The 23,607-nt window shown below is 42.2% G+C and carries 26 protein-coding genes and 3 pseudogenes; 21 read left to right on the forward strand and 8 right to left on the reverse strand.

The window, feature by feature from the left end; translation table 11 throughout:
- The first annotated feature begins 28 nt into the window (after positions 1-28).
- The 4 genes from ABR335_RS01760 (at position 29) to guaA (ending at position 5,228) form a co-directional block, all read left to right on the forward strand.
- Positions 29-583: a cysteine hydrolase family protein gene (locus tag ABR335_RS01760; protein WP_179234759.1), complete on the forward strand. Its 555-nt coding sequence runs from the start codon at positions 29-31 to the stop codon at positions 581-583.
- A 28-nt stretch (positions 584-611) separates the two neighbouring features.
- Positions 612-2,078 carry a nicotinate phosphoribosyltransferase gene (locus ABR335_RS01765; protein WP_061565641.1) on the forward strand — a complete coding sequence of 489 codons (1,467 nt, stop codon included), beginning with the start codon at positions 612-614 and terminating at the stop codon, positions 2,076-2,078.
- Positions 2,079-2,253: 175 nt separating this feature from the next.
- Positions 2,254-3,081, forward strand: coding sequence for an ammonia-dependent NAD(+) synthetase (gene nadE / locus ABR335_RS01770; protein ID WP_014096836.1), 828 nt, complete (start codon positions 2,254-2,256; stop codon positions 3,079-3,081).
- 593 nt (positions 3,082-3,674) lie between these two features.
- A complete protein-coding gene (gene guaA / locus ABR335_RS01775; RefSeq protein WP_035190156.1) occupies positions 3,675-5,228 on the forward strand; it encodes a glutamine-hydrolyzing GMP synthase in 1,554 nt (517 codons plus the stop codon).
- 123 nt (positions 5,229-5,351) lie between these two features.
- On the opposite strand, the gene ABR335_RS01780 is transcribed toward guaA, so the two are convergent.
- Genes ABR335_RS01780 through ABR335_RS01790 form a run of 3 tightly spaced genes read right to left on the reverse strand, consistent with a single transcriptional unit; the run spans position 5,352 to position 6,005 of the window.
- Positions 5,352-5,549 (reverse strand): DUF4177 domain-containing protein, encoded by a 198-nt coding sequence (locus ABR335_RS01780; RefSeq protein ID WP_041819503.1) that lies wholly within the window; start codon positions 5,547-5,549, stop codon positions 5,352-5,354.
- A gap of 29 nt (positions 5,550-5,578) precedes the next feature.
- Positions 5,579-5,782, reverse strand: a complete 204-nt coding sequence (locus tag ABR335_RS01785; RefSeq protein ID WP_014096839.1) for a hypothetical protein — start codon at positions 5,780-5,782, stop codon at positions 5,579-5,581.
- Positions 5,766-6,005 (reverse strand): helix-turn-helix transcriptional regulator, encoded by a 240-nt coding sequence (locus ABR335_RS01790; RefSeq protein ID WP_019720783.1) that lies wholly within the window; start codon positions 6,003-6,005, stop codon positions 5,766-5,768. The genes ABR335_RS01785 and ABR335_RS01790 overlap by 17 nt, the downstream gene beginning before the upstream one ends.
- Before the next feature lie 512 nt (positions 6,006-6,517).
- Between ABR335_RS01790 and ABR335_RS01795 the strand changes: the two genes are divergently transcribed.
- The 5 genes and pseudogenes from ABR335_RS01795 to ABR335_RS01820 all read left to right on the forward strand — a co-directional run bounded on the left by ABR335_RS01795 (position 6,518) and on the right by ABR335_RS01820 (position 10,334).
- Positions 6,518-7,177: an MFS transporter gene (locus ABR335_RS01795; protein ID WP_350346434.1), complete on the forward strand. Its 660-nt coding sequence runs from the start codon at positions 6,518-6,520 to the stop codon at positions 7,175-7,177.
- A complete protein-coding gene (locus tag ABR335_RS01800; protein WP_350346435.1) occupies positions 7,134-7,982 on the forward strand; it encodes an MFS transporter in 849 nt (282 codons plus the stop codon). The genes ABR335_RS01795 and ABR335_RS01800 overlap by 44 nt, the downstream gene beginning before the upstream one ends.
- Positions 7,983-8,715: 733 nt before the next feature.
- Entirely contained in the window at positions 8,716-9,414 is a 699-nt protein-coding gene (locus tag ABR335_RS01805) for a DUF421 domain-containing protein (protein WP_350346436.1), read from the forward strand.
- 179 nt (positions 9,415-9,593) lie between these two features.
- Positions 9,594-9,737 (forward strand): annotated as a pseudogene (locus tag ABR335_RS01810) (ATP-binding cassette domain-containing protein); the annotation flags it as partial.
- A gap of 405 nt (positions 9,738-10,142) precedes the next feature.
- Complete coding sequence (locus tag ABR335_RS01820; protein ID WP_013860638.1) at positions 10,143-10,334, forward strand: YbxH family protein; 192 nt, start codon at positions 10,143-10,145, stop codon at positions 10,332-10,334.
- Between the two features lie 81 nt (positions 10,335-10,415).
- Here ABR335_RS01820 and ABR335_RS01825 read toward each other — a convergent pair whose 3' ends face one another.
- Positions 10,416-10,631: a DNA-binding protein gene (locus ABR335_RS01825; RefSeq protein WP_013860637.1), complete on the reverse strand. Its 216-nt coding sequence runs from the start codon at positions 10,629-10,631 to the stop codon at positions 10,416-10,418.
- 229 nt (positions 10,632-10,860) lie between these two features.
- Here ABR335_RS01825 and ABR335_RS01830 point away from each other — a divergent pair, with 229 nt between their 5' ends.
- Positions 10,861-11,760, forward strand: a complete 900-nt coding sequence (locus ABR335_RS01830; protein WP_276210639.1) for an SDR family oxidoreductase — start codon at positions 10,861-10,863, stop codon at positions 11,758-11,760.
- A gap of 105 nt (positions 11,761-11,865) precedes the next feature.
- Here the strand turns inward: ABR335_RS01830 and ABR335_RS01835 are convergent, their stop codons facing one another.
- Complete coding sequence (locus ABR335_RS01835) at positions 11,866-13,068, reverse strand: AGE family epimerase/isomerase (protein WP_350346437.1); 1,203 nt, start codon at positions 13,066-13,068, stop codon at positions 11,866-11,868.
- Between the two features lie 276 nt (positions 13,069-13,344).
- On the opposite strand from ABR335_RS01835, the gene ABR335_RS01840 reads away from it, so the two are divergent.
- The 7 genes from ABR335_RS01840 to ABR335_RS01870 all read left to right on the forward strand — a co-directional run bounded on the left by ABR335_RS01840 (position 13,345) and on the right by ABR335_RS01870 (position 16,861).
- Positions 13,345-14,406 (forward strand): YeeE/YedE family protein, encoded by a 1,062-nt coding sequence (locus ABR335_RS01840; RefSeq protein WP_276210637.1) that lies wholly within the window; start codon positions 13,345-13,347, stop codon positions 14,404-14,406.
- Between the two features lie 13 nt (positions 14,407-14,419).
- Entirely contained in the window at positions 14,420-14,644 is a 225-nt protein-coding gene (locus ABR335_RS01845; protein ID WP_014096852.1) for a sulfurtransferase TusA family protein, read from the forward strand.
- 372 nt (positions 14,645-15,016) lie between these two features.
- Complete coding sequence (locus ABR335_RS01850; RefSeq protein WP_251460166.1) at positions 15,017-15,961, forward strand: Rpn family recombination-promoting nuclease/putative transposase; 945 nt, start codon at positions 15,017-15,019, stop codon at positions 15,959-15,961.
- A gap of 6 nt (positions 15,962-15,967) precedes the next feature.
- Positions 15,968-16,186 carry a hypothetical protein gene (locus ABR335_RS01855; RefSeq protein WP_046721780.1) on the forward strand — a complete coding sequence of 73 codons (219 nt, stop codon included), beginning with the start codon at positions 15,968-15,970 and terminating at the stop codon, positions 16,184-16,186.
- 6 nt (positions 16,187-16,192) lie between these two features.
- The gene (locus ABR335_RS01860) at positions 16,193-16,423 is read left to right on the forward strand and encodes a hypothetical protein (protein ID WP_350346438.1); all 231 of its coding nucleotides are present in this window, start codon (positions 16,193-16,195) and stop codon (positions 16,421-16,423) included.
- Positions 16,424-16,429: 6 nt separating this feature from the next.
- The gene (locus tag ABR335_RS01865; RefSeq protein WP_350346439.1) at positions 16,430-16,636 is read left to right on the forward strand and encodes a hypothetical protein; all 207 of its coding nucleotides are present in this window, start codon (positions 16,430-16,432) and stop codon (positions 16,634-16,636) included.
- Positions 16,637-16,642: 6 nt separating this feature from the next.
- Positions 16,643-16,861 carry a hypothetical protein gene (locus tag ABR335_RS01870; RefSeq protein WP_035181027.1) on the forward strand — a complete coding sequence of 73 codons (219 nt, stop codon included), beginning with the start codon at positions 16,643-16,645 and terminating at the stop codon, positions 16,859-16,861.
- Between the two features lie 723 nt (positions 16,862-17,584).
- On the opposite strand, the pseudogene ABR335_RS01875 reads toward ABR335_RS01870, so the two are convergent.
- Positions 17,585-18,206 (reverse strand): annotated as a pseudogene (locus ABR335_RS01875) (LysE/ArgO family amino acid transporter).
- Between the two features lie 165 nt (positions 18,207-18,371).
- Between ABR335_RS01875 and ABR335_RS01880 the strand changes: the two are divergent.
- Positions 18,372-19,836 (forward strand): annotated as a pseudogene (locus ABR335_RS01880) (PLP-dependent aminotransferase family protein).
- Between the two features lie 529 nt (positions 19,837-20,365).
- Here ABR335_RS01880 and ABR335_RS01885 read toward each other — a convergent pair.
- Entirely contained in the window at positions 20,366-20,803 is a 438-nt protein-coding gene (locus ABR335_RS01885; protein WP_046721961.1) for an Rrf2 family transcriptional regulator, read from the reverse strand.
- Between the two features lie 147 nt (positions 20,804-20,950).
- Between ABR335_RS01885 and ABR335_RS01890 the strand changes: the two genes are divergently transcribed.
- On the forward strand, positions 20,951-21,592 hold the full coding sequence (locus ABR335_RS01890) for an NAD(P)-dependent oxidoreductase (RefSeq protein WP_265114692.1): 642 nt from the start codon (positions 20,951-20,953) through the stop codon (positions 21,590-21,592).
- Positions 21,593-21,768: 176 nt separating this feature from the next.
- Here the strand turns inward: ABR335_RS01890 and ABR335_RS01895 are convergent, their stop codons facing one another.
- On the reverse strand, positions 21,769-22,272 hold the full coding sequence (locus tag ABR335_RS01895; protein WP_014096859.1) for a phenolic acid decarboxylase: 504 nt from the start codon (positions 22,270-22,272) through the stop codon (positions 21,769-21,771).
- A 113-nt stretch (positions 22,273-22,385) separates the two neighbouring features.
- On the opposite strand from ABR335_RS01895, the gene ABR335_RS01900 reads away from it, so the two are divergent.
- A complete protein-coding gene (locus ABR335_RS01900) occupies positions 22,386-22,946 on the forward strand; it encodes a PadR family transcriptional regulator (RefSeq protein ID WP_026684637.1) in 561 nt (186 codons plus the stop codon).
- Positions 22,947-23,241: 295 nt separating this feature from the next.
- Positions 23,242-23,607, forward strand: a complete 366-nt coding sequence (locus ABR335_RS01905; RefSeq protein WP_014096861.1) for a GntR family transcriptional regulator — start codon at positions 23,242-23,244, stop codon at positions 23,605-23,607.

The following is a 23,607-nucleotide window of genomic DNA, read 5'->3' on the forward strand; positions in this document are numbered from 1 at the left end:
GATAATTTAAAATGAACGGAGGATCCATATGGGTGCCCGAAAAGCGTTAATCAATATTGATTATACCAATGACTTCGTAGCTGACGACGGCCGGTTGACATGCGGCAAACCGGGGCAGCAGATTGAAGAAAACATTGTGGCGCTTACGAAGTCATTCCTTGAAAACGGCGATTACGTGGTCTTCGCGATCGACTGCCATGAACAAGATGATCCTTATCATCCGGAAACGAAATTGTTCCCTCCCCATAATCTCGAAGGCACACCCGGGCGCGACCTGTACGGGAAACTGCAGCCGCTTTTTACAGCGTGGAAAGGGAAGAAAAACGTTCATGTGATCGATAAAACCCGCTACAGCGCTTTTTGCGGGACGGATCTGGAGCTGCGGCTGCGGGAACGGGGCATAGAAGAAATCCATTTATGCGGGGTATGCACAGACATTTGCGTGCTGCATACGGCAGTGGATGCTTACAATAAAGGATTCAAGCTGGTGGTCCACGAAAACGCGGTGGCAAGTTTTAATCCGGACGGGCACAAATGGGCATTAAGCCATTTTAAAGGTTCGCTCGGAGCGGAAGTGCGGTAAACCCATTAGGTAGGAGTGATTCGAGAGCATGCGTTTTAAAGATGACAGTTTAGCGCTTCACACAGACTTATACCAAATCAACATGGCGCAGGCCTATTGGAAAGACGGTATCCACAACCGGAAAGCGGTGTTCGAAGCATTTTTCAGAAAAATACCGTTCGGAAATGGCTACGCCATCTTTGCGGGGCTTGAGCGAATTGTGGATTATTTGAACCACTTTCACTTCACTGAAGAAGATATTGCCTATTTGCGCAGCACCGGCCATTACAGCGAGGATTTTTTGCAGTACTTGTCAGAAATGCGCTTCACCGGAACGTTGCGCTCCGTCCGCGAAGGGGAACTCGTTTTTGGCAACGAACCGCTGATCCAGGTGGAAACGTCTTTGGCTGAAGCACAAATCATCGAAACCGCCATTTTAAATATCATCAATTACCAGACGCTGATTGCGACAAAGGCTGCGAGAATCCGGTCAGTCGCCGGTGATGATGCTGCCTTGTTCGAATTTGGTTCAAGGCGCGCCCATGAACTGGATGCTTCCGTGTGGGGAACGCGAGCGGCTTACATCGGCGGATTTGACGGAACAAGTAATGTCCGGGCCGGGAAAGTGTTCGGCATGCCGACGAGTGGCACGCACGCCCATGCGATGGTACAGGCATACCGGGATGATTACACCGCTTTTAAAAAATACGCGGAAACGTATAAGAACTGCATTTTTCTTGTCGATACATATGATACACTGGGTTCGGGCGTGCCGAACGCCATCAAAGTGGCAAAAGAATTTGGCGATAAAATCAATTTTCTTGGTATCCGCCTGGACAGCGGCGACATGGCTTTTTTATCGAAAAAGGCACGGGAAATGCTCGACGAAGCCGGATTTACGGATGCGAAAATTTTTGCATCCAGTGATTTGGATGAATATACGATTTTCCATTTAAAAGCCCAGGGTGCGAAAATTGATGCATGGGGCGTTGGGACGAAACTGATTACGGCATTTGACCAGCCGGCGCTCGGTGCGGTATATAAAATGGTATCCATCGAAGACGGGAACGGGGAAATGCAGGATACGATTAAAATTTCAAGCAATGCCGAAAAAGTGACAACACCGGGGCTGAAAAAAGTATTCCGTATTTTAAACAAACGGACAAACAAGCTGGAGGGCGACTATATTGCCATGCAGGACGAAAATCCGGCAGCGGAAAAGCGGCTGAAGATGTTTCATCCTGTCCATACCTTTATCAGCAAATATGTCACAAACTTTGAAGCCATCAATATCCATGAAACCATCTATGAAAAGGGGCGGCTCGTATACGAACTTCCGCCGCTGGATGCGATCAAACAATATGCGAGAGATAATTTGGACCTGTTGTGGGACGAATATAAACGCATTCTCAATCCTGAAGAATACCCGGTCGATTTGAGCCAAAAATGCTGGGACAACAAAATGCGCAATATAGAAGAAGTGCGGCAAAAAGTGATTCGGCTTGAAGAAGATTAAATGATGATGGTGGTTTTTTCCATCTGTTTTGTGTCAAAAGAACAATATATAAAATGAACAAAATATCGCGGCTCTGTTGCCTGCTGTAAAAAGTAACCATTATGCAAATGGCGACCGGGCTTGATGTAAATCCTTACGTTCATTTTATATAGATGCGGATAAGGAGGATAAAAAAATGGACGCAATGCAAAAAAGAATCGTGGAAGAAATGAAAGTAAAACCGGTCATTGACCCGAAAGAAGAAATCCGTAAAAGTGTTGATTTTTTAAAAAGTTATTTAAAAAAATACCCGTTCCTGAAAGGATTCGTGCTTGGTTTATCGGGCGGCCAGGATTCCACTTTGACAGGGAAGCTTGCGCAGATCGCCATCAACGAAATGAAAGAAGAAACCGGCAACCAGGAATACAAGTTTATTGCAGTACGCCTTCCTTACGGCGAACAGAAAGATGCGGATGATGTGGAACTGGCCGCCCAGTTTATCCAGCCGGACAAGGACATCACCGTGAACATCAAGCCGGCCGTTGATGCCAGCGAAGCGTCCCTGGAAAAAGCGGGCATCGTCCTTTCCGACTATGCGAAAGGAAATGAAAAAGCGCGTGAAAGAATGAAAGTCCAGTATAGCATTGCTGCGATGGAAAATTGTGTCGTGCTCGGTACCGACCATTCAGCTGAAAATGTGACCGGATTTTATACAAAATATGGCGACGGCGGCTCGGACCTTGTTCCGATTTTCAGGTTAAACAAGCGTCAAGGCAAAATGCTTTTGAAAGAACTCGGCTGTCCGGAACGGCTCTATTTAAAAACGCCGACAGCTGATCTTGAAGACGATCGTCCGCAGCTTGCCGATGAAGTGGCATTAGGGGTAACCTATGATGACATTGATGATTACCTGGAAGGCAAAGAAATTTCCCCGAAAGCAAAAGCCACCATCGAGTCCTGGTATTTAAAAGGACAGCACAAACGCCATATGCCGATTACGATTTTTGATGATTTTTGGAAATAATGATAAAGCCGGGCTCCCAGCGCGGAGGAACCCGGCAAAATTTTGGCCGCAAGTTCACAAGGGCGGTTGGCTCTATGTGCGTAGAACGAGCTAAAATTAGGCCCTAGGTTTGCGTAGAAGGTTTCTACATTAAGGAAGCACGCAAAACTCCGATGAAAAGTGCACCTAGAGCGCCTCTATGTTAAGGAAGCGTGCAAAATGCCGATGCAAAGTTCACGTAGAGTGCTTCTACGTTAAGGAACGAGGCAAAAATCCGGTGATAAATTCACCTAGAGCGCCTCTATGTTAAGGAAGCGCGCAAAATTCCGATGCAAAGTTCACATAGAACGCTTCTACGTTAAGGAACGAACCAAAATTCCGATGAAAAGTGAACGTACTACAGCTGTAAGTAAAGAATCCCGGCAAACATCAGCCGGAAAGTGAACATGGTGTGGCTTTTAAGGCACAAACCCGGCGGAAATCTGCCAAAATATAAATGCTGTATACTGAGGATAACCGACGCAGGCAGTTTCACATTTTTAAAAAAGCCGAGCCGGAATCCTGCTTTAAAGATCAGATTTCGTTTCTAGATAAAAGTACATGGGGGAAAATCAATGGCAAAAACATTCGATGTGAAAGATATAGAAAAAATTGTGGTTTTGGATTTTGGCAGCCAGTATAACCAGCTGATTACACGCCGGATCCGCGAATTTGGCGTATTCAGCGAACTCCATCCGCACACTTTGACAGCGGCAGAGATCAAGGCCATGAACCCGAAAGGCATTATTTTCTCGGGCGGCCCGAACAGCGTCTATGACCAAAACGCATTCCATGTCGATGAAGACATTTTTAATCTTGGCGTGCCGATTCTGGGAATATGCTACGGCATGCAGCTTATGGCAAAAAAATATGGCGGCAAAGTTGAACCCGCCAGTCAGCGTGAATACGGAAAAGCAACGATTCATGTCGAAAACGGGGGCCGGTTATTTGACGGGCTTCCGGAAGATCAGGTGGTCTGGATGAGCCACGGGGATCTTGTGACGGAAGTACCGGCCGGATTTACGGTAGATGCAAGCAGTGACCACTGCCCGATTTCTGCAATGAGCAACACGGACAAACATTTGTATGCCGTCCAGTTCCATCCGGAAGTACGCCATTCTGTTTACGGCAATGAACTTTTGCGCAATTTTGCTTTTAAAATTTGCGGATGCAGCGGAACTTGGTCAATGGAAAACTACATCGAAATGGAAATTGAAAAAATCCGGCAAACGGTAGGGAACAAGAAAGTGCTGTGCGCCTTAAGCGGCGGGGTTGACTCTTCCGTTGTCGCGGTATTGATCCATAAAGCGATCGGCGACCAGCTCACGTGTATTTTTGTGGACCACGGTCTTTTGCGTAAAGGCGAAGCAGAGAGTGTGATGAAAACTTTCTCAGAAGGCTTTAATATGAACGTCATTAAAGTCGACGCGAAAGAACGGTTCCTGAAAAAATTGAAAGGTGTTTCCGACCCGGAACAAAAGCGGAAAATCATCGGAAATGAATTTATTTATGTCTTTGATGATGAAGCGGCAAAACTCGAAGGGATTGATTTTCTTGCCCAGGGAACGTTGTATACCGATGTCATCGAAAGCGGGACAACGACTGCCCAGACAATCAAGTCGCACCACAATGTCGGCGGTCTGCCGGAAGACATGCAGTTTACGTTAATTGAACCGCTGAATACATTATTTAAAGACGAAGTGCGCGCAGTCGGCACTGAACTCGGCATTCCGGACGAAATTGTCTGGCGCCAGCCGTTCCCGGGCCCGGGTCTCGGCATCCGCGTGCTGGGCGAGATTACGGAAGAAAAACTCGAGATGGTGCGCGAATCTGATTTTATTTTGCGCGAAGAAATCAAAAAAGCCGGTCTCGACCGCGATATCTGGCAGTATTTTACGGTATTGCCGAACATCCGCAGCGTTGGTGTCATGGGCGATGCGCGCACGTATGATTACACCATCGGCATCCGTGCTGTCACATCCATCGACGGCATGACTTCTGACTGGGCGCGCATTCCGTGGGAAGTGCTCGAAAAAATTTCCACCCGCATCGTCAACGAAGTCCCGCACGTCAACCGCGTCGTGTATGATATTACAAGCAAACCGCCCGCTACGATTGAGTGGGAGTAGGAACAGGAAAACGGCGATCCTAGGAATATTAAGGGATCGCTGTTTTTTTCTATGTCAGCTCAATTAAATAGCGAAAGCATTCTTTTAACTTGATTTCACCACCAGTTATTTCACTATACTTTTTCAGTTGGGGTTTTCAATATATTTCTCAAAAATTAATTCAAAATGGTCTGCTGCCCCAAACCCGGAAATAGGAGGGGCAAATATTTGAACCAACCCCCAACCTTCCGATGCATTTTCCTCTATAATTTGTCTGTAGTCGACTTCCGGTTGTCCTTTCCACCGATTGATTTTTATCTTAACAAATTTATAACGGTACATTATTCTTCCTAAAATTTGTAAAAAATGATTTATTTTGTTTTTCGAAGCAAATATACTTGTACTCCAGCATAAATGGCACAACCAATCATAAGAATTGGAAATTCTATTCCAGTGCTTTTGGTTTTAAACCAATCCACAAGGGACCATATGAGTAAAACCAAAGTATAGTAGCTAAATGCTAGTCTTGCTGCTTTTCCGGAATGATCCTTTTCCATTTCATCCATTTTTCTCATTTCCATCTTTCCTTTCAATCGTTTCATTTATCGAATCAAAAATAAACAATTCATCTATCCTTACTTCTAAAATTTGTGAGATGAGTACAGCTAAACGAAGAGAAGGGTCATATTTGCTGTTCTCAATAGCATTTATGGTTTGTCGTGTGACATTACATTTTTTTGCCAACTCTTCCTGCGACATCTGCTTCTTTTTCCTGTATTTTTTAATGTTATTTTGCATCCAATCACCAATTAGTGTAAAAAATTTTTTACATCTGTGCTGACATTATCGTATCCCCTTACAAACCATAATGTCAAATATTTTTTACAAAAATGATTTTAAGATCCTTAATTTGCCGTTAGACATTTAGTACATAATTTATAATTTATTAAATATTATTTTTTTTCGGATATGAAAATATAATATAGAGATTGTTAGGGGTATTGGTGGCTATACAGTAATAAAAATGAAGGGAGGGATACAGATGCAATTATTATTGAAAGGTCAACTTCTTAAATCATAAAGTTCAAAGGCAGTTATGGTTTTAGTTGCCGCTACAGCTGTTACTTTAGCCATTCTAATTTTTAAAAGATGGATGTAATTGAAATTCTGCATCGTGCAGAGATGATTGCACCGAGATGGGTTGTAAACGTAATTAATGCTACTGGTTCTGTATTAGCCATTGTTACTCTGCTGAGGGGCTGGCCTGCCTGCTGCAGTTCTTGAACAATTAATAGATTTGAGGTGAAAAAATGCTTGATATTCAAAAATGGAAGGGAAGTCCTTGGTTAGTATTGACGATTCTTTCGTTTGGTTTTTTTATGACTCAATTGGATTTGCAAATTGTTAACATTGCGATTCCGAATTTAATGGAGACATTACATGCATCCATTAATGAGGCTCTATGGGTTCTGAATATATACATATTGGTGCTTGCCGTGTTTTTAATTACGGCCGGCCGTTTAGGTGATCTATTTGGTATACGACAATTGTTTTCAATTGGAATTGTCCTTTTTACCATCTCTAGTTTGTTATGCGGACTTTCCACAAGCCCTTTGGAACTCATTGTATTTAGAGCTATAGAAGGACTTGGTGCAGCTCTGCTTTTACCGCAGACAATGACATTTATTATACGATTATTTCCTTCCGAGCGTCGTGGAACGGCCCTTGGAATATGGGGAATGGTAGGTGGAGTTGCTGCTGTTGCAGGTCCGAGTTTAGGCGGATTCATAGTCAGTGTGTTAGGCTGGCGCTGGATTTTTTATATAAATGTTCCAATCGGAGTATTGATTTTTATATTCACTTATCTATTTGTTCCGGAAATCCGAAATTCAGCAAAACAACAGCTTGACTTGATGGGGGGTTCTCTTGGTTTCTTTATCGTGTTTATTTTTAACCTATGGATTAATTGAAGGCCAACACTTTAAATGGTCCATGTACATTGTCGGCATTCTTATTATTTCCGTAGTTATCTTTATCATATTCTATGTTCAACAAAAATTGCGTCAGAAGCGGGATCCATTAATTCCATTTGCCTTGTTTGAAGATCGTAATTACACGTTAATGAATGTGGTAGGAGTCTTTTTTTCTATTGGCGTCCTTGGGTTAATGCTGCTTCTCTCGATATATTTTCAGTCCATTTTGGGATATGATGCATTTAGGGCGGGACTTACGTTAGTTCCTGCATCACTTATTTCCATGTGTGTATCTCCATTTGCCGGAAAATTTTCAAATAAAATAGATGGGAAATACCTTGTGCTTGCAGGATTAGCGCTGACCCTAATCGGGATGATATGGGTTTTTTTTATCATGAATGGCCATAACTATTGGGTGCAATTTATGTTGTCGATGGTGATTACTGGATTTGGAAACGGGTTATTAATTTCACCGATGGCAGCAGTTGCCGTGAAAGAAGTGAAGGATGAAGTTGCAGGTGCAGCATCCGGGGTGATGAATACTGTCCGCCAATTGGGAACAGTTGGAGGCAGTGCGGCTGTAGGAGCTTTATTACAAAATAGGATTTCTGCCATGAATCATGGTTCGGAATTTGAATCGGTCTTTGATATTTCAACAAAATTTGGCGGCCATTTAAGTGGTTATCTAACAGCACTGCGTGAAAGTTTATTATTGCCGATGGCTGCTATTGCTTTGGCTTGTATAGCATGCGCTTTTGTACGAAAAAATGCAAAGCGACTTTCAACCAACGAAGTAAAATAAATTTTCTTTATATTTAATTATGCTATGTATAGGTGAACCTCCCAGTGTGAGATGTTAATCCTAAAACTATTTTAACCCACTGAGGGTGAGGTTCACCTGTTTTTGTTTCTTTGGGGCGGATTTTTTTGCTTCCTCGCTTTTAGTATTTAATCTAAAAACTAATAAAGCTGTCAATAGTGGGTAAAAACTAATAGAATGCCAAGGGTTTACTGCTTTATGAAATTGAAAGATTACAAAGAGGGATATAACGTATTTGAATCAGCCTTAGAAATACCTGAGCCATGGTATGTTTTTCATCATGAGTTAGCCAAAGAAGAAAAAACGCTCCTCATTTACTTTGAGTACAGAAAAGGTGCTGAATTCTCGTGTTCTAATTGGATCACCAGGATGTAAGGTTCACGATATTCAAGACCAGGGTCGTACGTGGAGACACCTCGATTTTCGACAATATTAAACAATAACACATGTAAGAATGCCAAGGGTTAATGTATGGCTAAAAAACCAAGAAAATCTAACCGAAAAGCAAAAGACAGCATATGTCAAACTTAAGGATATGGATTTAGCAATGGGCCGTGCATAGCGTATGAAATTGTCATTACAGAAAATGTTGACTCAATCAGCCGACATCTCTGAATAAAAGATAGCCCATTTTTGTATTGCAGTTGTTCCGTAAGCTTAAAATATAGAGTGTTAATAAAAAGCACCAGTTTATGGAATAAAGGATGTGCCAGATATGGATTTTTTTCAAAACCAGGAAGCGCTCACTACAGTTGAGTGGACGCTGCGTGCTGTGACTGCTTTCCTGTTTTTAGTAATCGTTGCTAAAGTGATGGGGCAGCGGACCATCTCCCAATTAAGACTTCTTGATTTTGTTATGGCCCTCGTTATTGGAAATATTATTGCCCATCCCTTATCAGATCCGCATCTTGGTCTGAAAGGCTCGATTGTGACCACCAGTGTGTTAGTCATCCTGTACCTCGGAGGCATTTTGATGACCCTGAAATGGCCCGGCTTCAGAAAATGGATGAACCATCAACCCATTACCCTTATCAGAGACGGAGTGATCCTTTATAAAGGATTAAAAAAAGCAAGAATATCTATTGACGTATTACTGGAAGAATTAAGGGAAGAAAAAATTGAAGATGTAACAAAAGTGGCCCTAGCCATTTGGGAGGCGGATGGAAAATTATCCGTTTTTCTGGATCCAAAATATCAACCGCTGACACCCAGTTCCAGCACGGAAACCGGTGTATTTTCCTTGCCAAAAATCATTATCAAAGAAAGGAAAATAAATTTCAAAGAACTGGCCCGGATTCATAAAGATGAACAATGGCTGATTTCGCAACTAAAGCATTACCAGACGGACGTAAAAAATGTTCTCCTCGCGACTTATGACGGGAAAGGTAACTTAAAGTTTTTTTTATATAAATAAGCCTAAAGATGTTGCAAACTTTGTGCCATATTTGGTCTTTTCGGCAGTAGAATAGAAAATCTGTCATGATCGATGGCGGCATCGTCTTCAATTAAGCTAAATTTTTTGCATAAGGATGTGAATAGATAAGCAAAAAGGTGCATCGATCAAAAGATGTGCCTTTTAACTATGCCGAGCAATTGCTTGAATATAAAACACGCAGCTATTTGTCATTATCAGACGGGGAAAAGCAACAGGTGATCCTTGCCCGTGCCATAGCCCAACAGCCGGACTTAATGATTCTCGATGAACCGACCAACCATTTGGATATTCGCCGTCAAATATTGTCAGTAGCGGCGGCTTATTCGATAATGCCGACTGGGGTGTCGAGACGGTCGATTCGCTGAACGATGTATTGATTGTACTGAATTGGGAAAACAATGCCGATAAGGTCAAAAAGGCTCTTTATGAAAATCCCAAATTATCGAGTATGAAAGCAATCAAAAATAAGCAAGTTTACGCGATGGATTATAATGAGCTTTTCGGCTACAGCTATAACACACTCGATGGAATAGAACAACTGGCAAAGGAAATGTACCCTGATCAATTTAAATAGGGTTTGCTCCATAACCAAAAGTTGGGAAACAAGGGAAGAACATAAGCCCATATGATTACGATGCATGCATTTTGTAATTTCCAGCATCCTATAGGTAAAACCAAAAATGACGGTGTAAAGGAAACGATACAGGATGGGTGCAATCAAGCATAATGGATATACCTTCGAACCGGAGTTTAGTGTGGTCAGCCAAACCGGTGCCATTCATGTTTATCATGGAGAAAAATTTATTGAAGAAATCCGATTCGAATTTAATGGCGACTATCCCCAGCATGATCTAATAGAAGAATTGGTAAATCACTATTTGTATGAAAAACATCTCTAGTTCGTTAAAATGAAACCCAATTTGCCTGAATCCATACAAGCAAATTGGGTTTTTCCTTGCTGCACTCTGCCAGGCATTACCCTAATCTTCCAGGATCAGATGAACGTTCAGTTCCTGCATTTTTGTGATGATTTCTCTTTGCGTCAATTGTCCGGGGTTAAATTCAATTTTGATCTCTCCGTCATTTGTATCAGACAATACGCGCTCAATCCCGTCCATCTTTTTCAATTCATGCTCGATCAACTGAATTTGGGATGGATCGGTTGCATTTTTGGCGTAAACGGTCATATTTTCCATAATATTCCTCCTTCAATAAGGTGCCATTATGATTGATTATACCCTTTAAAAGAATTTTTTAGCTGCCCATTAAGAAATATAACCGTGCTATATCCCCCGCACGGCCATGTTTGCCCAGCTCCCGCATACCGGCGGATCGAGGCCATCCATTCTGCCGTTCCGAGCATAGAGCATTAACGTTATTTTTTCGCCTGAATACATTAAGGAAAATGGATAAAGAGGTGTTATCATGGATTCAAAATCTTCTTATTATGGATCAGAAACCAAGTGTGAAGAAGTCTCGAACACATTTCCGCCCCAGCACCAGACGAGGCAGCCGGGATTTGAATATTTGATGATTCCCCGGCCTGTTTATGACAACCCCCATTATATTGGAACCGGGAAACTGAGCAACAAGGTTGCGATCATTAGTGGGGGTGACAGCGGAATTGGCAGGGCTGTAGCAGTGGCTTTTGCAAAAGAAGGAGCAGATATCGTCATTGCTTATTTTGATGAACATGAAGACGCCATGGAAACGAAGCAGGCCATTGAGCATTTGGGACAGCGTTGCCTTTTGATTCCAGGAGATTTACGCAACAAAAATCACTGTCAGTATGTCATTGCCTGCACCCTTGAAACATTCGGAAAAATAGATGTTCTTGTCAATAACTTAGCGGTTCAATTTGTTCAAAACCGGTTTTTGGATATTAGCGACGAACAGTGGCATACGACGTTTGATACAAATTTGCATCCGTTTTTTTACATGACAAAGGCCGCACTTCCTTATATGGCTGAAGGAAGCAGCATTATCAACACTGCATCGATTAACGCCTATATCGGCCGGAAAGATTTGATTGATTATACAGCTACGAAAGGGGCAATCGTCAGCTTTACGCGCGCGCTTGCCAATAACATCGTTGACCAGGGGATCAGGGTGAATGCTGTAGCCCCGGGCCCAATCTGGACACCGCTTATTCCTGCGACTTTTTCTCCAGATATGGTAAAAACGTTTGGAAATAACGTACCAATGAAACGTGCAGGCCAGCCTTATGAACTGGCTCCTGTCTATGTGTTGCTTGCTTCAAACGACGGTTCTTATATCACAGGCCAGACTATTCATGTGAACGGGGGCGGCTTTGTCGCTTCATAACCGGGATTTGCTTTTGTCCGTATCCTAAAAAACCTGCTGCCAAATGGGTTAACGTCCGTTTTGCTACGCTGTAGCATTTTTAAATGCAGAACTAGTGCTCAAACTTTATTCGGCAAGTCCGGATGAGGAAAAAGACGTAAGCGCGATGAGGCAATTCGTTACAGGATGGTAATCTGTTTTGGGCGGCGGGCTTTTTATATTGCTGTAACGGCGGTTGCACGGATTAAGCAGTTGATACCAGCCGCCTCTTTGTTGATCAACAAAATAGGTCCAGCAATAGGTAAACAGATCACGATACAGTTGCAAGGCATTGCGGTCAGATGCGGCTAGCAGGGATGATGCACCGATCGCTTCAGCCATGACCCAGTAATATTTATCACAATCGATCATACGCCCGCCTGGAGCCATGCTGAAAAAAATGCCTCCATTTTTCCGGTCCAAGCCCAAGTGAATAGCGGATTGAAATAAAGATTGTGCCACCGGTTTCCGCCAATTGCCTGGAGCAAGCCGATCTAATAACAGCAACAGCTTGCTCCATTCGATCGAATGGCCGAAAATAAAGCCATAAGGATGAAGCTCACTTTTTGTAATGCCGTAATTGTACGTCCAATCGATCGTCCAATCTTCATGATAGTGCTCCCAAATCAGCCCACCTGACTGGGGGAGAAGGCGAAACATGACCGACTCGGCAATGCGTTCTGCTCTTTCAAGATACCGCTTGTTGCCGGTTGCTTCATACGCTGTCATCATCGCTTCGCACAGATGCATATTGGCATTCTGTCCGCGGTAAGGGGATACTTCTGACCAGTCGGCTGAGATTTCATCAACATACAGCCCCTCATTTTTCCTCCAAAAATGGCGTTCCAATACTTCAAACGTCTCCGCAATCATCGGAAAAGCAGATGATATGCCTGCTTTCGCTGCCATCGCTGCGGCTAACAAAACAAAGGCATGGCCATATGCTCTTTTCACTGAATGGGATACAGACTGGCCCTTTAATTCCCAATAATACCCGCCGTGTTTGTGGTCGCGCTGGTGACGCTGCAAGAACGAAATGCCGTGTTCCGCCAGTTCCCGGTACGCTTGGCCGGGCTCCAGCAACGCCGCCACACTGAAAATAAACACAAACCTTGCCTGGCCTACAAGTTGTCTCGTTTCATAATCGCATACTGTGCCGTCATCAAGAAAGCAGTTGATATATCCGCCGGACACTTTGTCTATACAGCGCGGTGCATAAAAGTTTACCGTATCCAAAATATGCTGTTTCAGAAAACGGGTGGATGTAAAATCCGGCAATTTTTGCTCCATCTTCGCATCACTCCTTATAAAAAGTACTTTATGATCCGCTTGCGGCAAATATGAGAGCAGCAAACGGCAATAAGCAGGGGCTTTGCTGCCGGTCTAATGCCGGAACCCGCAAAATATGGAGGCGTACTTTGAGGGGGCTTTTTGTAAACGCCGTAAAAGCAAACCTGGGCTGGGAAAATTTGTGGTGTCCTTTTTTGGTGTCTAACACTTGAAAATGGGGCGGAATATTACTATAATTAATCCCATAAATTTAGTGAGGATTAAAGGGGGAGTTTTATGCTTTTAACAGGGTTAATTTGCGGGGCATTGCTCGGCTTTGTGATGCAAAGGGGCAGGTTTTGCCTGACGGGCGGCTTCCGTGATATGTATATTGCAAAAGACAATCGCATGTTTTATGCGCTGTTAATTGCGATCGCCGTTCAAAGCATCGGAGTTTACGCACTTATTCAGCTTGGCATGATCAAATATGCTGCAGGCACATTCCCGTGGGTTGCTGCTATCATTGGTTCATATATTTTCGGGATAGGGATTGTCATGGCCGGCGGCTGCGCAACCGGGACATGGTACCGTGCCGGCGAAGGGCTCTTGGGCAGCTGGATCGCGCTCTTTGGCTACATGGTCATGAGTGCCGTGATGAAATCTGGCGTGCTTTTACCGGTAACCACTTCCCTCCAGTCTGTTCAGCTTCCGAAAAACGCGATTGCAGATACACTAGGGATTAATATTTGGATCATTATCGCAGTCTTTTCCATGATTGTACTGGCCATTTTAATCAGGGAAATGCGGAAGCCAAAAGTGGCGATTCCGGCGATGAAGGCAAAACGCAAAGGGCTTGCACATCTTTTGTTTGAAAAACGCTGGCACCCTTTCTTTACCGCAGTACTTATCGGACTTATTGCGATTTTAGCGTGGCCTTTAAGCGAAGCAACCGGAAGAATGGATGGCCTCGGGATTACAACGCCGACTGCCAATCTTCTGCAGTTCCTTGTAACGGGTGACCAAACATTTGTAAACTGGGGCGTTTTTCTCGTGCTCGGCATTTTTCTCGGTTCTTTTATCGCCGCAAAAGCGAGCCGCGAATTTCGTTTTAGAATGCCGGACGCAAAAACGGGTATCCGCAGTTTCCTTGGCGGCATTTTGATGGGATTCGGCGCCAGTGTCGCAGGCGGCTGTTCGATCGGCAACGGCCTCGTCAAAACGGCAATGATGACATGGCAGGGCTGGTTTGCACTGCTGTTTATGATATTTGGCGCATGGACGGCTTCCTATTTCATGTTTGTCCGCCCGCAAACCAAGCGCCAAAAAACGGCGGCGAAAACGGCCGTCACCACTGCATAAGGAGGAATGGAAGATGGAAAAAGTATTGGAAGTCATGGGCCAGGTTTGCCCATTCCCGTTAATCGAAGCAAAGAAAGCCATTGAAGAAATTCAGCCGGGAGATGACCTTGTCATCCACTTTGACTGCACGCAAGCAACGGAAAGCATCCCGCGCTGGGCAGCTGAAGCAGGCCACACTGTCACAAACTTTGAACAGCTTGATGAAGCAGCATGGACGATCACAGTCCGGAAAAAATAAATCTTGATTTTTAACGCAGGCTGTCCCACAAGGGGCAGCCTGTTTTTCGGTGCGCCGTGCATGGCTGCTTGGCGCTCGCCGATGAAATTTGAGCAAGGAGAAATCTTGGCTATCGATGCTCGACAGGCTTGTAGTGGGTCTCAAGAAGGCTGGTTTATAAAATCTGCGGCGTTTTCCATGGGTAACGTCTATTTTCACGGAAATCAGCGGAGACCTCTGAAATATAGTCGCGTTTTCACACCCATCTACGTTTTGGGTCAAAAGACGAAAAATTTTGAAATCATCATTTTTGTCGAATTGGTGTTCCCTTCATTTCAAAAATGTTGTATAATAAAAACGGAATAGTTTTAATACTTGAAAAGGGGGAATGGGATGGATAAGCGGACAGGGCGCAATGAATATGACCGTCATTGGAAGCGGGTTATTCATTCGCTGTTTGAAGATTTTGTTGCGTTTTTTTCACCAGGCTTGTATGAGATGATCGATTGGGACAAGCCACCTGACGACCTGGATAAGGAATTCCAAAGGCTGAATCCGGACGGCAAAAGCCGAGACCGGGAAGCAGACGGGCTTTTTAAAGTGTATTTGAAAGATGGTAGCGAACAGTGGATACTTGTCCATATCGAAGTGCAGGGGTGGAAAGATACTGATTTTGCAGAAAGAATGTTTCAATACTTCTACCGGATTTTTGATGCGTATGATAAAAAGATATTCGCGCTTGTGATTTACACCGAAGATTACTCCGAAACGTATACCCCACCCCGTTATGAATACAACTTTTTCGGGACAAAATTGAGTTATGAATACAATGTGTATAAAATAGCGGAACAAGATGAAAATGAATTGTTGCAATCGACTAATCCATTTGCTTTTGTAATCCTTGCGGCAAAAAAAGCCCTGTATGGAAAAACAGCTGCACAGCCAACCAAATTAGAATTGAAAAAGCAGTTGCTCCGGGTTTTAGCTGTTATGAAAGATCGCTTGCAGCTCGATAAAAAGGATTTACTGACACTTTTCATTTTCATGGACCACATGATAAAACTCGAAAGTCAATACCAACAGGAGTTTAACCAGGAAATCAAAAATTGGGAGGGCGGCACGATGATAACGTATGAAGATGAACTAAAACAAGAAGCAAGAAAAGAAGGAAGAGAAGAAGGGAGAGAAGAAGGTAAACGAGAAGGAAGACAAGAAGAAAAAATTGAAATTACCCGAAACCTTATTAAACTTGGGATACCACTCGATTTTATCAAAAAAGCAACAGGCCTTTCCGAAAAAAAGGTCCTTGAAATAAAGGAGAAGCTGGAAAAGGAATAAGGGCTGATGGCTTTGAAATGGGAGGGCGGCACGATGATAACGTATGAGGATGAACTAAAGCAAGAAGCAAGAAAAGAAGGAAGAGAAGAAGGGAGACAAGAAGAAAAAATTGAAATTACCCGAAACCTCATTAAACTAGGGTCATCCCTCGATTTTATCAAAAAAGCAACAGGCCTTTCCGAAAAAAAGGTCCTTGAAATAAAGGAGAAGTTGGAAAAGGAATAAGGGCTGATGGCTTTGAAATGGGAGGGCGGCACGATGATAACGTATGAAGATGAACTAAAGCAAGAAGCAAGAAAAGAAGGAAGAGAAGAAGGTAAACGAGAAGGAAGACAAGAAGAAAAAATTGAAATTACCCGAAACCTTATTAAACTTGGGATACCACTCGATTTTATCAAAAAAGCAACAGGCCTTTCCGAAAAAAAGGTCCTTGAAATAAAGGAGAAGTTGGAAAAGGAATAAGGGCTGATGGCTTTGAAACGGGAGGGTGGCACGATGATAACGTATGAAGATGAACTAAAGCAAGAAGGAAGAGAAGAAGGGAGACAAGAAGAAAAAATTGAAATTACCCGAAACCTCATTAAACTAGGGTCATCCCTCGATTTTATCAAAAAAGCAACAGGCCTTTCCGAAAAAAAGGTCCTTGAAATAAAGGAGAAGTTGGAAAAGGAATAAGGGCTGATGGCTTTGAAATGGGAGGGTGGCACGATGATAACGTATGAGGATGAACTAAAGCAAGAAGCAAGAAAAGAAGGAAGAGAAGAAGGGAGACAAGAAGAAAAAATTGAAATTACCCGAAACCTTATTAAACTTGGGATACCACTCGATTTTATCAAAAAAGCAACTGGCTTTTCTGAAAAAAAGATCCTTGAAATAAAGGAGGAGCTGGAAAAAGAATAAGGCGAATGGTATTGAAACGGGAGGGCGGCACGATGAAACGTATGCGGATGAACTAAGATAAGAAGGGAGAAAAGAAGAATTGCAAAAGCTAGCGGAATTGGAATACCGATACTGATCCAACAACTAAAGATCAAACGTTCTTCAACTGATCAAGCTTTAACAGATGACACCTTTACATTAGGATGACACGACTTCAGACCAAACAGTTACTAACGAAACCAACACTGACAATGTTCGTTCAGAAGTTGCTCCAACTGCTGTTAGCGTAGTCCAACATGATTCATATGGAAATCCTATTTCGCCAACGTCAACATTAGCAACAACAATTAATTTTCTTAATAAAGGTTACACAACAAATGTACGTATTGCAACGGGAGGACTTTGGAAGTGGAGCAAAGAATCCATTGTTAACAACGTCTTTTACTCCACCGTTATAATCAGAGGCCGTCTTTTTGCCAATGTTGATCACGAGACGGCCTCTGACTTTTCAAGTTCTGGTTGGTCATAAAACCAATATGCGGATACTGCTGCCTTCCTCCGCAAAATAAATATTTGTTCAAAAGCCGTATGCTTAATAGGACACATAAGGTTTGAGGGTAACCTCCATTTTAATGCTCCTTTGTAAAATGAACTAAACATTGCTACTTTGTTGCCGGCTGCAAAAAATCATCATGCAAATGGATGAACTTGTCAATGTAAAAACTTCAGTTCATTTTATATTCTTTATTTAAATAGCGAGATGATTAGCTCTTTCCCAATGAAGATAGCAACTAGCCAAATTATAAGTGCAGACAATTTGTTCAACCGAATCATCCATTTACCGGTTGTGTCTACCCTACCTAACACGCTACCTGCTACAGCTAAACTAAAAAACCATATCCAGGACACACCTATACAGGCTATTGTAAAAACAAGTTTATCTAAACCAGTAGCTTATTGAATTAGAACCGATCACCCCAATTGTGTCCAATATGGCATGAGGATTTAATAAGGAAACAGAAATTGCAAAAGTCATTTGTTTTTTTGCTGACATCTTACTTTCTACTTGTTCGTCCTTTGAAGGAGCAGATTTCCAAATCGACCATCCCATGTAAATTAAAAATAAAAACCCAATCCCATAAACAATGGTTTGAAGCCATGAAAATGATAAAACAATAACTGAAACACCTAGAATAGCCAAAGTAATTAAGATTGTGTCACAAACTGCTGCTGTGATTACTACTGGTAGAGCTTTTATAAGATTTGATTGCAAAGCACCTTGGTTAAAGACAAAAACATTTTGTGGACCTAAAGGTAAAATGAGACCAAAGGCTAAAACAAATCCATGTAAAAATGCTTCTAACATCTTCTCCCTCCTTTCAAAAAGAAAATTCAAAGGGTAACTCCTTATGATTGATTAACCTATGACTATTTTAGAGGAGAATCCCCCATATGTATCCATCCAAATTTGATGGATATTAAACCAACCAAATTTTATAATGAAAATATAAAATGGATGGGAGAAAAAGACATGCAACATTTAGAGTGGAAACCGAATAGGTCGTCTTCAGTCGCTTTATATAAGCAGATTGAAAAGTACATAAAAGATAAGATTATAAACGGAGAATGGACTGTCGGTACAAAAATACCTTCACAGAGGGTACTAGCCGAGACATTTGGGGTGAATCGTAGTACCGTCGTAACAGCATTGGATGAATTAACTGCCCTTGGTTTAATCGAAGGAAAAACCGGGGGTGGGACAAAAGTGATAAATAATACATGGAATCTGTTAGTATCCAACCATCCTCCCGATTGGAACTCGTATGTGAAGGCAGGGAGTTATCAACCCAATTTACCTGCAATTCAAGATATTAATGAAGCAGAATTCAGGCCAAATATCATTCGTTTAGGAACCGGGGAACTTTCACCGGAACTATTACCGTATAAAAAAATGCAAGATGTATTCCAGAGACTTCCTAATAGAATGGCCTCATTAGGATACGAAGAGCCAAAAGGCGACTTGTTTTTAAGACAGCAACTAACGGAACACTTAAAAAAGATAGGGATTAATGCTTCTCCCACATCGATATTAATTGTCTCAGGAGCGCTTCAAGCCTTACAACTGATTTCCATTGGTCTATTAAATAGGGGGTCAAATATTTTACTTGAAAAACCCTCCTACCTGTATTCTGTTCAAGTATTTCAATCTGCTGGTATGAGATTATATGGAGTGCCAATGGATGAGACTGGTCTTCAAACGTCATTAATCAAAAAGTATAAAAAACAATATAATGCTTCCTTGTTATACACGATCCCCTCCTTCCATAATCCAACAGGGGTACTGTTGACGGAAGAAAAACGAAAGCAACTGATGGCGATATGTGAACAGGAGAGTCTTCCTATTATCGAGGATGATGTTTATCGTGATTTATGGGATCGATTCTCCACCCCAAAATCCTTTAAAGAAAGAGGATAAGAATGGAATGGTTTTGTACCTAGGAAGTATGTCAAAAACAATAAGTCCAGGGTTAAGAATTGGGTGGATTGTGGGGCCGGAAGCTGTAATCGAACGACTTGCAGATATAAAAATGCAAACAGATTATGGTTCAAGTTCATTATCTCAATGGGCAGCTGCCGAATGGTTTTCTAGTGGCTTATATGATGAACATATGCGTTATATTAGGGAACAGTTAAAAATTCGTCGTAACGCAACGGTTCGGTCACTCGAGAAACACTTTACCGATATCGCTACGTGGAATTTTCCAAAGGGGGGATTCTATGTCTGGGTCCATCTCACTCCATCTTTATCGATTCGCGAACTTTTTGAAAAAGCATTAAAAGAAGGGATATTACTTAATCCGGGAAATCTGTATGATCGCGATGCAATACAGTACTTGCGAATTTCCTATGCTTATGCACCTTTATCCGACATTGAAGACGCCATTGCCCGACTAGCCATTATAGTCAAACAAATAGCAAAAGAAACAAAACAATAGTAAGAAAGACGGAAAGTTCTCGCTTTCACGAGCTGCCGATAGCGGTAACCGTTCCTTGTAACGGGCGACCAAACGTTTGAAGAACTGGGTGTTTTCTCGTGCTATATAAAATGAACAAAATATCGCGGCTCTGTTGTCTGCTGTAAAAATTAACCATTATGCAAATGGCACCCGGTCTTGATGTAGAAACTTAAGTTCATTTTATATAGCTAAGATTTTTTTCTTCACTCTGATCTGTCGGGTGGTAGAGTTAAACTCCATATTCTGGTTACCCCATGCCGAGTACGTGTAAAATTTTACTCGAGGGGGCAGATAAGTGAAAAAATGGGAAGACACTCTATCAACTAAATGTATACTACGAAATGAATATCTAGAGAGGTCTTCCCATGGATATTATATCAATAATTGTTGGATTATTAAAGGATACAATGAATCTTAGTACTGCATTGACAATATCCTATCTGCGCCGGATAATAAAACTATATTATTATGAATTTTGTGTAAAGACATTCGATTTGGAATGTCTTTTTTAGCATATGGTGTTTTCTTTTTTAGCAATGTCTTTTACCACGTCTTCCAATGTCACTTGCTCCAAAACTTTCTCCATTGCAATCTGGGATGCTTCAAATATCGGTTCAATGGTGTTCTGAATATTTCTTCCCACAGGGCATTTCGGGTTCGGGTTACGGTGAATGCTGAATAACGCTTTATCCTGGACGACATTCACGGCCTTATAAACATCAAGGAGTGTAATATCGGACAGCGCTTTTGCCAGCTTTGCCCCTGCTTTTCCCGGATGGACTTCTATTAAGCCGGATTTTTTCAACATCCCCATGATTTTCCGGATGACAACAGGATTTGTGTTCACACTCTCCGCTAAAAACTCGGAAGAACTCACGCCATCTTTATTCATTTCAATCAACGCCAATATATGGATTCCAACAGCAAAACGACTGCTGATCGACATTTCCAGTCACCATCCTCATGTAATTCATATAATTACAAGTATAGTATAACTCCTAAAGGAAATAAATATCATTGACATGCCTGCCATCTTGTAATTATAATAATTACATGTAATAAAGTTGATTACATATTACAGGAGGAATGCCATATGAAAATTGGAATCATTGGCGCCAGCGGGAAAGCCGGCAGCCTTATTCTCAAAGAAGCGGTTGACAGGGGCCACGAAGTGACGGCAATTGTACGGAATGCAGTGAAAATTCAAGACAAACGGGTTGATGTGGTAGAAAAAAATATTTTCGATATCAAATCCGGAGATCTTCAAAAATATGATGTGGTCGTCAATGCATTTGGTGCTGCTCCAGGAAAGGAACACCAGCATGTGGAAGCCGGCCGGGTTTTAATTGAAGCTTTAAAAGGGGCGCCCGGCACACGCCTCGTCGTTGTAGGGGGTGCCGGCAGCCTGTTTGCGGATGAATCAAAAACCGTTCGGGTCATGGACACACCCGATTTTCCCGCTGCATTCCTGCCAACTGCGAAAAGCCAGGCGCAAAATTTAGAAGACCTGCAGCATTCCACCGGTATCCAATGGACTTTTGTAAGCCCGGCCGCGCTCTTTGATCCGGCAGGCAAACGAACCGGCTCCTACAAAAAAGGCGGGGATGTGCTGACGTTGAACTCAAAAGGGGAAAGCTACATCAGCTATGCAGATTTTGCGATTGCAATCCTGGATGAAATTGAAAATCCACAGCATAAAAATGAACGATTTTCTGTTGTCGGCGAAGCGGAATAACAACACTTGCTGTATAAAAAGGCTATCACATTTGCGTGATTCTGACCTTCTACAGCCAATATCTTAGAAGATAATCAAGTGAAGGCACTGAAAAAAGTGATCGTTTATTTTTATTTGCAAAAAAAACGGTGAGACATGATGTCTCGCCGTTTTTTTGTTTTTGTGAGCTTTTCTGCTTATGAAAATTTTAGTTTTCCTGAGCGGATGTCATCGGCCATCGTTGCATAAGGTGCTTCTGAAATCACTTTTTCGTTGTTTATGCCTTCATTCTTAATATAAGTGATATCCGCAAATTCCGGAACCACATATTTCGGGTAAGTTTCATATTTTTCACGGGATTCTTCCATTAAATCGATATGGTCATTTTGATAGCAGACCGTGATTTCTGGGTGTTCATGTACCCATTTCGGGAAAAAGATTACACCGTGCATCCGTTTATCATCCGGCATGAAGTTCAGGGAAACGTCTGTGCCTGTCGGTTCTGTCCAGGAAACTTTAAAAACGCCATCCGTGATCTTCACGATATCTGCTTTTTGGTCACGGACCCAGCGGCCGCCAACCATTCCGCTGTGAATACGATAATCAACGGTATCTTGATTTTTTACATAAAATTCATATTCCCAGCCATTTTCATAAGTATAGATCATGTGGGTGCCTAAAAATTCTTCTAATGTTTTCATCATAAACCTCCTGTATTTAACGAATCATTCAATATTAAACATGTCAATGTTTACATGTTTTATTTTATACCTATGCTATAATATTGTCAATAAAACGTGACGGAGGTTAGCCGATGGCAAAAAGAGTCCTTAAACACGCGATCTTGGGTTTGTTGAGAAAACAAGATATGAGCGGTTATGACATTACGTCCGAGTTTACAAAAGAAATTTCCCAATTTTGGAGTGCCAAACACAGCCAGATTTATACCGAATTAAAAAAATTGCTGGATGAAAAACTGATCGAACAGTATATTGAAATATCCGGCGTCAAACTGGAAAAAAAGATGTATACGCTGACAGAAGAAGGAAAGAAGGAACTGGCGCAGTGGCTGATGCATCCGGAACAAATTCCCGAGACGGAAAAAGACACGTTTGCTTTAAAAGTTTATTTTATCCAATACATTCCCGAAGAAAAAATTCTTCCGCTTTTCCAGGACCAATTGGATCAGCGGGAGCAAAAATTATCGGAGCTAAAATCCCGTTACCAGCTTATTTTTGCGCAAAGAGAAGAGGGGATTGGACTTGGATCGGATGAGTTAGGGCATTATCTTGTCCTGACAAAAGCGATCTCCCGGGAAGAAAGTTATGTAGACTGGCTGAAAAAAAGCATCCGGTTTATCAGGCAAAAAAAGTGAACGTTCCTTACCATTAGACGCCATGCGGGAGTGAACGCGGCACCGGCAGAAGAAGAAATTCAGCTAAGCGTATATTTTCGGGATAGGATCATTGAATCGTTGCCCGGCTTAAGCAAAAAGGCATTTTGGTTTTCAAATAAGGCCCTGATTTCGTGAAAAATCTTTTCCGATTTCAGGGCCTTTTCGTTTGGCCATGCCGGGCCAGCCCCGGAAAGGGAATATGGCGTTGACAGTACCGGAATATTAGTGTACTATTTATATAGTACACTAATACACCATAACTGGAGGTGAAAAGGTGGAATTTAGCAGTTCTTTGCCCATTTATATTCAAATCATGAATTTAATTAAGACTAAGGTGGTTTCCGGTGAAATCGACAGAGGGGAAAAACTGCCATCGGTCAGGGAATTATCAAAGGAATTAAAAGTCAATCCGAATACAATCCAAAGAGTCTATCAGGAACTGGAGCGGGAAGAGCTGGTGAAAACGCAAAGAGGAATGGGAACTTTTGTAACAGAGGACAGCCTTATCATCAGCCATTTAAAACAAAGCATGGCTGCAGCGGTCATAGACCGTTTTTTCAGGGAAATGGAAAATTTGGGTTTCCAGCCTGATGAAATTAAAAAAATGATATCGGAAAGGTTTATGGAAGGGAATGAATAA

It is taken from the genome of Heyndrickxia faecalis (assembly GCF_040267745.1).
GTDB classification, from domain to species: domain Bacteria; phylum Bacillota; class Bacilli; order Bacillales; family Bacillaceae_C; genus Weizmannia; species Weizmannia faecalis.